Annotated in this window: 14 protein-coding genes; 8 read left to right on the forward strand and 6 right to left on the reverse strand. The window is 61.6% G+C overall.

The window, feature by feature from the left end:
- Window positions 1–91: 91 nt before the first annotated feature.
- The 3 genes from CEW89_RS10995 to yddG all read left to right on the forward strand — a co-directional run bounded on the left by CEW89_RS10995 (window position 92) and on the right by yddG (window position 3082).
- Complete coding sequence (locus CEW89_RS10995) at window positions 92–1267, forward strand: acetyl-CoA C-acetyltransferase (RefSeq protein WP_096805925.1); 1176 nt, start codon at window positions 92–94, stop codon at window positions 1265–1267.
- A 141-nt stretch (window positions 1268–1408) separates the two neighbouring features.
- Window positions 1409–2131 carry an acetoacetyl-CoA reductase gene (phbB, locus tag CEW89_RS11000; protein WP_096805926.1) on the forward strand — a complete coding sequence of 241 codons (723 nt, stop codon included), beginning with the start codon at window positions 1409–1411 and terminating at the stop codon, window positions 2129–2131.
- An 87-nt stretch (window positions 2132–2218) separates the two neighbouring features.
- Entirely contained in the window at window positions 2219–3082 is an 864-nt protein-coding gene (yddG, locus tag CEW89_RS11005; RefSeq protein ID WP_066702545.1) for an aromatic amino acid exporter YddG, read from the forward strand.
- Between the two features lie 9 nt (window positions 3083–3091).
- On the opposite strand, the gene CEW89_RS11010 is transcribed toward yddG, so the two are convergent.
- From CEW89_RS11010 to CEW89_RS11020, 3 genes are all read right to left on the reverse strand, one after another.
- Window positions 3092–3259 (reverse strand): YdcH family protein, encoded by a 168-nt coding sequence (locus CEW89_RS11010; RefSeq protein WP_081423753.1) that lies wholly within the window; start codon window positions 3257–3259, stop codon window positions 3092–3094.
- Window positions 3260–3392: 133 nt separating this feature from the next.
- Window positions 3393–4154, reverse strand: a complete 762-nt coding sequence (locus CEW89_RS11015; protein ID WP_096805927.1) for a tRNA1(Val) (adenine(37)-N6)-methyltransferase — start codon at window positions 4152–4154, stop codon at window positions 3393–3395.
- Window positions 4151–4369: a putative signal transducing protein gene (locus CEW89_RS11020; RefSeq protein WP_096805928.1), complete on the reverse strand. Its 219-nt coding sequence runs from the start codon at window positions 4367–4369 to the stop codon at window positions 4151–4153. Before CEW89_RS11020 ends, CEW89_RS11015 begins: the two co-directional genes overlap by 4 nt.
- Window positions 4370–4419: 50 nt before the next feature.
- Between CEW89_RS11020 and CEW89_RS11025 the strand changes: the two genes are divergently transcribed.
- On the forward strand, window positions 4420–5418 hold the full coding sequence (locus tag CEW89_RS11025; protein WP_096805929.1) for a polyprenyl synthetase family protein: 999 nt from the start codon (window positions 4420–4422) through the stop codon (window positions 5416–5418).
- A gap of 24 nt (window positions 5419–5442) precedes the next feature.
- On the opposite strand, the gene CEW89_RS11030 is transcribed toward CEW89_RS11025, so the two are convergent.
- The 3 genes from CEW89_RS11030 to CEW89_RS11040 all read right to left on the reverse strand — a co-directional run bounded on the left by CEW89_RS11030 (window position 5443) and on the right by CEW89_RS11040 (window position 9742).
- Window positions 5443–6273 (reverse strand): 4-(cytidine 5'-diphospho)-2-C-methyl-D-erythritol kinase, encoded by an 831-nt coding sequence (locus tag CEW89_RS11030; RefSeq protein WP_096805930.1) that lies wholly within the window; start codon window positions 6271–6273, stop codon window positions 5443–5445.
- Complete coding sequence (locus CEW89_RS11035) at window positions 6263–7969, reverse strand: tetratricopeptide repeat protein (protein WP_096805931.1); 1707 nt, start codon at window positions 7967–7969, stop codon at window positions 6263–6265. The genes CEW89_RS11030 and CEW89_RS11035 overlap by 11 nt, the downstream gene beginning before the upstream one ends.
- 120 nt (window positions 7970–8089) lie before the next feature.
- A complete protein-coding gene (locus tag CEW89_RS11040; RefSeq protein ID WP_096805932.1) occupies window positions 8090–9742 on the reverse strand; it encodes an electron transfer flavoprotein-ubiquinone oxidoreductase in 1653 nt (550 codons plus the stop codon).
- 407 nt (window positions 9743–10149) lie between these two features.
- On the opposite strand from CEW89_RS11040, the gene greA reads away from it, so the two are divergent.
- The 4 genes from greA (at window position 10150) to CEW89_RS11060 (ending at window position 12801) form a co-directional block, all read left to right on the forward strand.
- Window positions 10150–10620, forward strand: coding sequence for a transcription elongation factor GreA (greA, locus tag CEW89_RS11045; protein ID WP_096805933.1), 471 nt, complete (start codon window positions 10150–10152; stop codon window positions 10618–10620).
- A gap of 27 nt (window positions 10621–10647) precedes the next feature.
- Window positions 10648–11658, forward strand: a complete 1011-nt coding sequence (locus CEW89_RS11050) for a hypothetical protein (RefSeq protein WP_198403409.1) — start codon at window positions 10648–10650, stop codon at window positions 11656–11658.
- A 106-nt stretch (window positions 11659–11764) separates the two neighbouring features.
- Window positions 11765–12481: an AzlC family ABC transporter permease gene (locus CEW89_RS11055; RefSeq protein ID WP_096805935.1), complete on the forward strand. Its 717-nt coding sequence runs from the start codon at window positions 11765–11767 to the stop codon at window positions 12479–12481.
- Entirely contained in the window at window positions 12478–12801 is a 324-nt protein-coding gene (locus tag CEW89_RS11060; RefSeq protein WP_096805936.1) for an AzlD domain-containing protein, read from the forward strand. The genes CEW89_RS11055 and CEW89_RS11060 overlap by 4 nt, the downstream gene beginning before the upstream one ends.
- Window positions 12802–12813 lie beyond the last annotated feature (12 nt).

A 12813-nucleotide genomic window follows, 5' to 3' on the forward strand; every position in this document is an offset into this window, starting at 1 on the left:
GAGCTTTCATTGGGGAGCGAGCAACTTTGTTGCAAATATTGCGGCCTTTGGGCAATCTCCCCATAACCAAAATGGGAGAGAGACTATTATCATGACCAATGTCGTTATCGCATCCGCAGCACGGACCGCCGTCGGCAGCTTTTCCGGTGCTTTCGCCAACACCCCCGCGCACGATCTCGGCGCTTGTGTGCTCGAAGCCCTCGTGGAACGAGCCGGAATTGAAAAAGCCGAAGTGTCGGAAACCATTCTCGGTCAGGTGCTGACCGCAGGCCAAGGCCAGAACCCCGCCCGTCAGGCCCATATCAAAGCCGGTCTGCCGATCGAATCCGCCGCCTGGAGCATCAATCAGGTCTGTGGCTCCGGCCTGCGCACCGTTGCTTTGGCCGCCCAACACATCCTGCTCGGCGATGCCGACATCGTCTGTGCCGGCGGTCAGGAAAACATGTCCATGTCCCCCCATGTCGCCAACCTGCGTGCCGGTCACAAGATGGGCGATATGAAGTTCATCGATTCGATGATCAAGGACGGCCTCTGGGATGCGTTTAACGGCTACCACATGGGGATCACCGCCGAGAACGTCGCCAATCAATGGCAAATCTCCCGCGAAATGCAGGACGAATTCGCCCTTGCCTCCCAGAACAAGGCCGAAGCCGCGCAAAAGGCCGGGAAATTCTCCGATGAGATCGTGCCCTTCACAGTGAAGACCCGCAAGGGCGACATTGTGGTCGATCAGGACGAATACATCCGTCACGGCGCCACCATCGAGGCCATGCAGAAACTGCGCCCGGCCTTCGACAAGGACGGATCTGTCACTGCGGGCAACGCCTCCGGCATCAACGATGGCGCCGCCGGTGTGCTTCTGATGTCCGCCGAAAACGCCGCGAAACGCGGGATCGCCCCGATGGCGCGCATCGCCTCTTATGCCACCGTCGGCCTCGACCCGTCGATCATGGGTGCAGGCCCGATCTTTGCGTCGCAAAAGGCACTGGCGAAAGCCGGTTGGAAGGCCAGCGATCTCGATCTGGTCGAAGCCAACGAAGCCTTCGCCGCGCAGGCCTGTGCCGTGAACAAAGACATGGGCTGGGATCCGGCCATCGTCAACGTGAACGGCGGCGCGATTGCCATCGGTCACCCGATCGGCGCCTCCGGGGCCCGCATCCTCAACACGTTGCTGTTCGAAATGGTGCGCCGCGATTCCAAGAAAGGCCTCGCCACGCTCTGCATCGGCGGCGGCATGGGGGTTGCGGTCTGCATTGAGCGCGATTGATCCCTGAGCGGGCACGCCCCCGCGACGGATTTTTTACCTCATCCGCAAAGATTTTTCTGCATTCGCATAGTAATATTGTTGCGAATGCAGAATATTATATATAACAAGATTACCAATTCAGGATTGATAAGGAGGAGTATCATGTCCAGAGTCGCTCTTGTGACCGGCGGATCGCGCGGCATCGGCGCCGCCATCGCCAAAGCATTGCAAGCTGCGGGCTATACCGTCGCCGCCAACTATGCGGGCAATGACGAGGCCGCCGCGAAATTTACCGAGGAAACCGGCATCAAGACCTACAAATGGTCCGTGGCCGATTACGACGCCTGCGTCGAAGGTATCGCCAAGGTCGAGGCCGAGCTGGGTCCGATCGACGTGCTTGTGAACAACGCGGGCATCACCCGCGACGCGCCGTTCCACAAGATGACCCGCGAACAGTGGCAGCAAGTTATGGACACCAACCTGTCGGGCGTGTTCAACATGACCCACCCGCTGTGGCCGGGCATGCGTGACCGCAAGTTTGGGCGCGTCATCAACATCAGCTCGATCAACGGTCAGAAAGGCCAGTTCGGTCAGGCGAACTACTCCGCCGCCAAGGCCGGTGACATCGGCTTTACCAAGGCGCTAGCGCAGGAAGGCGCGCGCGCGGGCATCACCGTGAACGTGATCTGCCCGGGCTATGTCGCCACCGAAATGGTCATGGCCGTGCCGGAAAAAGTCCGCGAATCCATCATCGCGACGATCCCCGTGGGACGTCTGGGCGAGCCGGAAGACATCGCACGCTGCGTGGTCTTCCTTGCTTCCGACGATGCGGGGTTCATCACCGGCTCGACCATCACCGCCAATGGCGGACAGTATCTCACCTGAGCGTTTCAGGGTCGCATGACGCAGGGTCGCCCATTGGGCGGCCCTTTTTGTATTGCAGCCACCGTGCGCTCCGGCTTAATCGCCCACATGACACGCCAATCCGCCACCACCATCGGCTTTCTCGCCGTCCTGCTCTGGGCCCTGCTCGCACTTTTCACCGTCGGCGCTTCGGAGGTGCCACCGCTTCAACTGAACGCGGTGTGTTTTGGCATTGGCGGCAGTATCGGGGTCATCTGGACCACGGCTTCCGGGCGCTGGGGCGAGCTTAAGGGAATTCCGCTTTCGGTCTATGCCTTCGGCACTGTCGGCCTTTTCGGCTATCACTTCCTCTATTTCTCGGCTCTCAGAGCGGCTCCGCCCGCCGAAGCCGGGTTGATCGCCTATCTGTGGCCCCTGCTGATCGTGCTGTTTTCCGGCCTTCTGCCCGGCGAACGGCTGCGCCCGCTGCACCTGCTCGGCGCAGCTCTGTCCTTTGCAGGAGCGGCGCTGATCGTGGCCAAAGGCGCGTCCTTTTCCGGCGAACACGGGCTTGGATATGCGCTGGCGCTGGCCTGTGCCGTGACCTGGGCGGGGTATTCCGTCCTGTCGCGGCGTCTTGGCACCATCCCGAGCATGGTGGTTACGGTCTATTGCCTCGCCACCGCCGGACTGTCGCTGCTGGCGCATCTGGCTTTGGAAGAGACCGTCTGGCCCTCGACCGGCATGGGCTGGGCCAGCATGATCGGCCTCGGACTCGGCCCGGTGGGCGCGGCGTTCTATGTCTGGGATATCGGCGTGAAACGCGGCAACATTCAGCTCTTGGGTACCGCGTCCTATGCGGCTCCGCTTCTGTCGACACTGGTTCTGATTTTAGCTGGAATCGCGGCACCTTCGACCGCGCTGATCGTGTCGGCGTTGCTGATCACGACCGGAGCCGGTCTGGCCGCTTATCAAAGCCGCCAGACCGGGTGATGTGACGCGTCAGGCCATGCTGAGGCGTGCGATTTCTTCTTTGATGCGGAGTTTCTGTTTCTTCAGATCTGCGATCCGAAGGCCATCGGCGCCGGGCGAACGCTGGGCATGTTCAACGGCCTCCGAGAGGGATTGGTGCTTTTTCTTCAGTTCCTGGATGTGGGACGTCAAGCTCATGATTTCTCCTCTCTGAGTGTGTCAGCCATGTAAAAGCTGTGTGACAAGTGCAGCATAGAATTCGAGTCGTGTCACGGCTTTGTTTTGAAACAAAGTGACCAGAATATTAGCCTTTGCGAAATATCGCCAAAATCTAGGTGCCCCACGGCAAGGCGTCGCCGCCTCGCAAAATCTTGACGACCTGCGAGGTGTAATCGTCGCAATCGTACTTATGTGACGCGCCCTCATGCATTACGAGCGGCGCCTCAAGCCCAAATGCGGCCCGCCCGCCCTTGCGTGCCTGAAGGATCACAAGCTCCGCCGCACGCCCCGGACGCGGTTGAACCGGGCGGACACGGATCGACCCGAGACGGTGGTCGCAGGCGGCGAGCATATCCGGCAGGCGATCAGCCTTTTGAATCATCGTCAGGTATCCCTTGGGTTTGAGGCGGCGCGTGGCCGCGTCGATCCAGTCCGACAAAGGCGTCGCCCCGGCGAGCGCCACATCGCGCCCGGCATCCTCTGCGGGTGTCGAGCGATGTCGTTCGTAATAGGGCGGATTGGCGATGACGTGATCGAAAGTCTGCTCTTTCACCGCACCGGGCAGGTGACGCAGATCGGCTTCGAACACGCTCATCTCCGTGCCGTTCTCCATGGCATTGCGGCGCGCGAGATCGGCATAGACGCCCTGCAACTCGACCCCGGTGAGTGCCAGCCCCGCCACGCGCGCGGCCAGACAGAAGGACGCGACACCCGCGCCGCAGCCAAGCTCCAGCACGGACTGACCGGGAGTCGCCGGCGTGGCCGCAGCCAGAAGCACCGGATCGACCCCGGCGCGATAGCCTTTGCGCGGTTGAAATATATGAAGCCGCCCACCCAGAAACGCATCGCGGCTGCACTCAGAAGACCCGTTCACAGATCCTCCAACTCGAAATCGTTGTCCTTGAGAATGCGCCGGGCCTGCGCGTGGTCCTCGTCGCGCACCATCAGGCGGCGCGGCAAAATGCCGATGCTGCCTTCGAGGACGCTCATATGGACGTCCATTTCAAAGCAGTCTATATCCTCTCCGGACAAGAGCGCTTTGGCGTAGACGATCTGGGTGGGGTCGGTGGTGCGCAGAAGCTGTTTCATCGCGATGATTAAAGAGCAGACCGCAAGGTTTGTCGAGCCGAGGAGGTCCCATGGGACTGGATAAAGCCGCCGTGAAGCCGCACGAAAGACTGGCCGCCGCTCTGGCGCCCGAACTCAAGGCCGTCAACGCGCTGATCCGGGAGCGGATGTCGTCGGAACATGCGCCGCGCATTCCCGAGGTAACCGCGCATCTGATCGAGGCTGGGGGCAAACGCCTTCGCCCGATGCTGACCCTGGCAGCCGCCAAGGCCTGCGGCTATGACGGCCCCTATCACATCCATCTCGCGGCCACGGTCGAATTCATCCACACCGCCACGCTTTTGCATGACGATGTGGTCGACGAAAGCGCGCAACGGCGCGGGCGACCGACGGCCAACCTGCTGTGGGACAACAAATCTTCGGTTCTGGTCGGCGACTATCTCTTTGCCCGGTCGTTCCAGTTGATGACCGATGCCGACAACATGCGCGTGCTGCGCATCCTGTCGAATGCCTCTGCGACGATTGCCGAAGGCGAAGTGCTGCAGCTGACCGCCGCGCAAGACCTGAAGACCGACGAAGCCATCTATGTCCAAGTAGTGCGCGGCAAAACCGCAGCGCTCTTTGCCGCCGCGACCGAAGTCGGTGGTGTGTTGGCCGGGGCCGATGAGACGGTTGTGAAAGCGCTGTTCGATTACGGCGATGCGCTTGGGATTTCCTTCCAGATCGTCGACGACCTTCTGGATTACTGGGGCTCCGAGCAGACCGGCAAGAATATCGGCGACGATTTCCGCGAACGCAAACTGACCCTGCCGCTGATCAAGGCGGTGGCCAAGGCCGATGCGGAAGAGCGCGCCTTCTGGGTGAAAACCATCGAGAAGGGCAAGCAGGGCGAAGGCGATCTGGAACACGCCATCGCGCTTTTGAACAAACACGACGCTCTGGAAGAAACCCGTGTGATCGCGCTCGAATGGGCGGACAAGGCAAAGGAAGTGCTTTCGGCCCTGCCCGAGGGCGAAATCGTCGAGATGCTCTCCGACATTGCCGATTACGTGGTCGCGCGACTGCGCTGAGGCGCTCGCCCCGCGCTGAAGCGCTTATCCCGGCAATGTGCTGGCGGATTTGACCCACCACCACGGATTGCCTTCGGCCAGTTGCAACGCCGCCACATCCGCCGCATAGCGATCCGCGAAAAGACCGAAACAGGTCGCGCCGGAGCCGGACATGCGCACCATGAGCGCGCCGGGCGTCAGGGCCAGCGCCGCCAGAGCCGCCGCCACTTCGGGCACGAGTTTCACCGCAGGCTTCTCAAGATCGTTGCGCTGGGTCGAAAGCCAGTCGACGAAAGCAAGCGTGTCCGGCCAACGCGGCAGCAGGTCCGGCATCTCCAGATTGTTCTTGCGTTCCAGACGCTTGAACACTTCGGGCGTCGAGACCTCGACCTTCGGATTGACCAGAACCATATGCAACGCGGGCATCGTCACCGGCTCCAGCACATCCCCAATCCCGCGCATCCGCATCGGCTTCGAACGCAGGCACACCGGGACATCCGCACCGAGCGCCAGCGCACGCTCCGCGGTGACGGGACTCGCCCCAAGCCGCGCCGCCGCGCGCAGCGTGGCCGCCGCATCGGCAGATCCGCCACCGATCCCGGAAGCAGGCGGCAGGTGTTTGTCGAGCGTCAGGGACATCGGAAGGCCCGCAAGCTCCGCCGCCTTGAGAACGAGATTGCTACCGTCCGTCGGCACACCTTCGGCAAAGGGCCCGGTCACGCTCAGCTCCGAACGTACGGCCAGAGAGGCCGTGACCTGATCGCCGAGATCGACGAAGGCCACCAGACTGTCGAGCAGGTGATAGCCGTCTTCCCGCTGTCTGGAGACATGCAGGCTCAGGTTGATCTTGGCGGGCGCAAAGACCTTAACCGTCATTGCCGCCCCGTGTCGGCTCTTCGCCCTCTTCGCTCAAGACACGGTCAAGACCGATGTCGAGTTTCTTGCGAATGCGATTGGCCTCGTCCTCTTCCGGCTCGAACGACAACGCGCGCCGCCACTGGAACCGCGCCTCTCGCTCGCGCCCAACGGCCCAGTAAACATCGCCCAGGTGATCGTTGATGATCGGATCGACCGGCATCAGCTCGACCGCCCGCTCCATCGGCTCCACCGCCTCGTCGTAACGCCGCAGCCGGTAGAGCCCCCAGGCCAGGCTGTCGGTGATATAGCCGTCCTCGGGGCGCGCCTCGACCGCCTTACGGATCATCTCCATGGCCTCGTCGAGATTGGTTTTCATCTCGAGATAGGAGTACCCGAGATAGTTCAGCACACGCGGCTGATCCGGTTCCAGCGCCAGAGCCTGCCGCAGATCGGCTTCCGCTTTGTCCCATTCGCCCATGCGTTCATAGGCCGTCCCCCGGGTGAAATAGAGCGGCCATTGCCCGCGGGTCGGTGGCTGGTGACGGTCGATCACAACGGAATAGGCTTTCACCGCATCGCTATAATCTTCCTGACGCCGCAGCGCATCGCCCAGAGCGGTATGCGCCTCGTCCAGTTCCGGGTGGGATTTCGCCAGTTGCCGCAAGACCTCAAGCGAAGCCTCGGTCTTGCCCGACGATCTGAGTGCCTCGGCGCGGGCAAGACTGGCGACCGGAAAGGCCGGATCGTCCGCCGGAATCCGATCCAGTGCCTGGTTCGCAAGGTCGTAATTCTCCAACCGCTCCAGAAGCGTCGCCACGCTCAGCACATAGCTCGCCTCCTCCGGGCGCAACGCCTCGGCGATCCGCGCATAGAGCAGCGTATAGGCATCATCCAGACCGCCATCGAGCGCAGAGGCCACCGCGAAGAACACATCCGCAATGCCGTCACGCGCGCTGTGCACGACGTCGAAGGGCACGGCCTCGCCCTCCGCCAAAGCCTCGCGCAGATGTTCCAGTTCGAGGTCCAAAGGCCCCTCGCCGAAGCTGTCATTCAAAAGCGCCAGCGCTTCTTCATTGCGTTCGAGCTGGCTGAGGATTTCCATCCGCGCGATCACAGAAAACCGGCTTTGCGGCATATTCGGCTGCGACAGGGTCGCAAGCGCGCCTTCGTAATCGCCGACCAATGCGAGCGCGAGCCCTTTGTTATAGGCGCCGAAATTCTCGAACCCCTGCCCCATACCGGCCCCCTGATCGAAGAGATCAAGCGCCCCGGACATATTGCCCAACCCGACATGCGCCCAGGCGCGCATGAGCCCGTCGACCACGGCGCTGATGCTTTCCCCTTCGTCAAGCGCAACCACCAGGCCTTCGTAATCGCCGCTCCGCGCCAGAAGGGTCAGATGCGCCATGGCCGCGATCTGGTTGTCGGGTTCGATTTGTTTGAGCAGACTGGCATAGCCTTTCACCGCATCGAAATCGCCCATGGAAATCCGGGAGGAAATCACGGATTCGAGCAGCACCGGATTGTCCGGGTCCCCCGCCAGCGCCCGCGTCGCGTAGACGGCAAGCTCAGGAAAGGTGCGGTCCATGGTCGCTTGCCGCGCGGCCAGATAGGGGCCGGCATCGGCGAGACCCGGAGATGGCAGGGCCACGCTTCCGAACAAAAGCCCCATGGCGGTGAGGGCGGAAATCATGCGTCCGGCGCGATCTGTCACCTGTCGTCTCCCTTATGCTTCGTCCCGCAGAGAGTATCGCCCTAACCGCCCCACCGCAACGCAAACGGGAGCCGTGCTGGCCCCCGTCGCATTGTTTAAAAACACGTTGCCGTGAGAGGCTTACATGTTCGGATAGTTCGGGCCGTCGCCGCCTTGGGGCACCGTCCAGGTGATGTTCTGGCTGGTTTCCTTGATGTCGCAGGTCTTGCAGTGCACGCAGTTCTGGAAGTTGATCACGAACTTCGGCTCTTCTCCTTCGGGCGTCAGATATTCGTAGACGCCCGCCGGGCAATAGCGCTGCGACGGACCGCCGAATTCCTTGTAATCGACGTCGATGGCCACCTGCGGGTCCTTGAGTTTCAGGTGACAGGGCTGACTTTCCTCGTGGTTCGTCGCCGCGAAGGACACGTTGGTGAGCCGGTCGAACGAGATCACACCATCGGGTTTCGGATAGTCGATCGGCTTGAACTTCGCCACCTTGCCGGTCGATTGCGCGTCGGTCTTGCCGTGTTTCACCGTGCCGAACAGCGACACGCCAAAGAGTTGGTTGGTCCACATGTCGAAGCCACCCAAGGCCAGCGACGCGGTGAGGCCGAACTTCGACCAGAGCGGTTTGACGTTGCGCACACGCTTCAGATCCTTGCCGACCGCACCGGTCCGCAATTCGGTCTCGTAGCCTTCAAGCGTGTCGCCGGAGCGCCCCTCTTGAATGGCGGCAAAGGCATGCTCCGCCGCCGCTTTGCCCGACAGCATCGCGTTGTGGTTGCCCTTGATCCGCGGCACGTTGACGAGGCCGACGGAACAGCCGAGCAAAGCGCCCCCCGGAAACGCCGCTTTCGGCATCGACTGATAGCCGCCTTCGGAGATCGCGCGCGCGCCGTAAGCGACGCGTTTGCCGCCCTCCAAAAGCTCCTTCACCAGCGGGTGCTGTTTGAAGCGCTGGAATTCCATATAGGGGAAGAGGTAGGGGTTCTTGTAGTTCAGATGCACCACGAACCCCAGATAAAGCTGATTGTTTTCCGCGTGGTAGACAAAGCCACCACCACCCGCGTTCGACCCCAGAGGCCAGCCCATCGAGTGCCAGACCTTGCCTTCGCGGTGCTTCTCGGGGTCGATCTCCCAGATCTCTTTCATGCCGAGACCGAATTTCTGCACGTCGCGGCCTTTTTGCAGGTCGTATTTCGCGATGATCTCTTTCGCCAGAGATCCGCGCACGCCCTCGGAAATCAGCACGTATTTGCCGTGCAACTCCATCCCCGGCTCGGTGTCCGGCCCGATGGTGCCGTCGGCCTCAAGCCCGAAAACACCGGCAACGACGCCTTTGACCTCGCCATTGTCACCATAAACCAGCTCAGAGCACGCCATGCCCGGGAAAATCTCGACGCCCAGTTCCTCAGCCTGCTCCGCCATCCAGCGGCAAACATTGCCCATCGACACGATGTATTTGCCGTGGTTCGACATCAGAGGCGGCAGCGGGAAGTTCGGGATGCGGATCGAACCGGCCTCGCCCAACACGTGGAAATGGTCTTCCTTCACCTCAGTGGTGATCGGCGCGCCACGCTCTTTCCAATCCGGCATCAAAGCGTTCAGCCCCACCGGATCGAGCACCGCGCCGGAGAGAATATGTGCGCCAACTTCGGAGCCTTTTTCCAACACGACGACGCTCAGATCGGCATCCAGTTGCTTCAAACGGATCGCAGCGGACAGGCCGGCAGGCCCTGCCCCCACGATCACAACGTCATATTCCATCGCCTCACGCTCGATTTGCGACATCTTTGTTCTCCCTGGCTCAGGCGGTGATTGAAGGCCTAAGTAACCCCGATGTGAGGTCTGGTCAATTTGCGCGACATGATTTCGTAACGTCCGGAAGGCCCCACGACGCAGAAAAACTCGCCGGAAGGCAAAAAATGCGACACGCGTTAACCTCCCTCCGAAAACTGCCTGCAATACGGACGGCTTGCGAGACCGAAACCATCGAGAATCGGGGGGCTTTGTCGCAGGCCGCTCCAAGCAAAGACATGTGGTGGGCGGCGATTTTCCGGCACTAGGGCGACAAACCGCACACTGCCCCCTTGCAATGCTCCCCCGTTCCGGGTCAGGTAGTCCGACAATGACAAAACCTGAGAGCACCCGGGGCCAGACGGCCCCGCAGTGCTTTTTTCGTGCAGATGAGTGCCCTGATGGAAAAGATCCTCATGACCCGCGCGGGCTACACCGCGCTGAACGACGAGCTGAAAACCCTGAAATCCGTCGAACGCCCGGCGATCATTCAGGCCATTGCCGAAGCCCGCGAGCTTGGCGATCTCTCGGAGAATGCCGAATACCATTCGGCGCGTGAGAAACAGAGCTTCATCGAGGGCCGGATCAAGGAGCTTGAAGGCATCCTGTCGCTGACCGATGTGATTGACCCGAAAACCCTCTCCGGCGCGGTGAAATTTTCCGCCACGGTGACCATCGTCGACGAGGACACGGATGAGGAAAAGACCTATCAGATCGTCGGCGAGCACGAAGCCGACATCGAACGCGGTCTTCTGAACATCAAATCTCCGCTCGCTCGCGCCCTGATCGGCAAGGACGAAGGCGACAGCGTCGAAGTGCGCACCCCTGGCGGCGAAAAGTCCTACGAAATCCTCAAGATCGCGTATATCTGATTTGTAAACGCGGTCGAGGAGATCCCTTTGGCAACCGAAGGTCCCAAAAAAGTCGAACTGGGCGTCTATCAGCGCCCCGAGGAAGAACCCAGGATCACCGCGACGGAGATGATCGCCGCGGTGCTCTCTCTGGTATGGCTGGCGCTGACATCCGGCTATTTCATGATTGCAAGCTCCGGCTCCGGTCCGGACGATTTGGCCTCGATCCGTTTCGTGATGATCCTGATCGCGATTTTCATGCCGATTGCGATGATCTGGGTCGGCGCGCTGGCCGTGCGCGCATCGCGCACGATGCGCGAGGAAAGCCGTCGGCTCCAGGCCGCGATTTCCGCCATGCGCCAGTCCTATCTCTCCGGTCAGGGCGGTGGCACCTCGAACGCCACGGTCGAGAAGAAACTCGAAGAGATCGCCGCAGCCCAACGCAAGACCGAATCGACACTGGCGATGTTCACCTCGATCCGTCCCGGCCAGACGCCGCCGGAGGACAAGCTCGCAATCCCGGCGCCCATGCTTGTCGAGGAACAGGCGAGCCTTGCGCTCGGCACGCCCTCGGAAAGCCTCGCGCCGCCGCTGTCGGTCGCGGATTTCATCAAGGCGATGAATTTCCCCGAGACCGCCGATGACAAGGAAGGCTTCCGGGCGCTGCGCCGAGCACTCTCGGATCGCAAGGTCAGCCAGCTCATCCATGCGGCGCAGGACGTGCTCACGCTGCTGTCGCAGGACGGTATCTACATGGACGATCTGCGCCCGGACCGCGCCAAGCCCGAAGTCTGGCGCCGGTTCGCCAAGGGCGAGCGCGGCCATGCCGTCGCCCCGCTTGGCGGCGTGCGCGACCGGTCGTCTCTGGCTCTGGCCTCTGCGCGAATGAAACAGGACGCGATCTTCCGCGATGCGGTGCACCATTTCCTGCGCAAGTTCGACAAGACCTTCGCCGAGTTCGAACACTCCGCCACGGATGAAGAAATCGCCGCTCTGACCGACACCCGCACCGCGCGCGGGTTCATGTTGCTGGGCCGCGTGACCGGCACTTTCGACTGATCCGCTTCGCTTGCGCATACCCCGCTTTCGCAAATCGACATTGGTAAGTGTCACTGTCTTATCGTAGGGTACGCGAGCTTGCTTCCTGACGTTTCCCCGGAGTCCCATGTCGCTTTCCCCTGCTGCCCAGCAATTTCTCAAAGGCGCCAAGGACGGGCTGCCGTTTCACATCGTGATCTGGCCCTTCGCCGCGATCTTTGGTGCCATTGCCACCCAAGCGGGCCTCAATGTCGTTGAAGTCATGGGGTTTTCGATTCTCGTCATCGCGGGCTCGGCCCAACTTGCCGCATTACAACTCATGACGGAGAACGCACCGACGCTGATCGTTCTCGCCACGGCACTGGCGGTGAACCTGCGGATGGGCATGTATTCGGCTTCGATCACGCCGCATCTGGGCAAGTCGTCTCTGCTGACCCGCGCTTTTGCCTCCTACATGCTCTACGATCAGCCCTATGCGCTGTCTACGATCAAGTTCGAGAAAGAGCCGGACCTGAGCCTTTCGGAAAAGACCGGCTATTTCTTCGGCTCAGCAATCCCGATTGCCATTGCCTGGTATGCCATGACGCTCGCCGGGGCGCTTCTGGGGGAGAAAATCCCGACCGACATCGGCGTCGATTTCGCCGTGCCCGTGACGTTCCTGGCGGTGGTGGCCCCGATGCTCAAGACGCTCGCGCATGTCGCCTCGGCGCTGACCTCCGTCGTTCTGGTGCTGATCCTCGGGTTCATGCCCTATGGCACCGGGCTTCTGGTCGCCGCTGCCGCCGCACTGGTGGTGGGCGCGCGGGTCGAGATCTGGATGGAAAAAAGAAAGGCCGCGGCATGATCGAGGCGAGCACGACGCAAATCTGGATCATCATCGTCGGAATGGCCATTGGCACCTTCCTGATCCGGTTTTCCTTCCTCGGCCTCGTCGGCGACCGTCCGCTGCCCGCATGGCTGTTGCGCCTGTTGCGCTATACACCCGTCGCGGTTCTGCCCGCCGTGGTCGCGCCCATGCTTCTGGGCGCCAAGGCGGACATGGATCCGCTGCGCCTCTTTTGCGCGGCGGCGACGATCCTTGTGGGCGTCTGGACGAAAAACGTGCTCTGGGCGATCATCACCGGTCTGGGCCTGTTCTTCGGCCTCGGCGCGGTAATCGCCTGACCGTCCCCCCGA

The sequence above is a fragment of the Celeribacter ethanolicus genome, from assembly GCF_002407265.1.
GTDB lineage: Bacteria > Pseudomonadota > Alphaproteobacteria > Rhodobacterales > Rhodobacteraceae > Celeribacter > Celeribacter ethanolicus.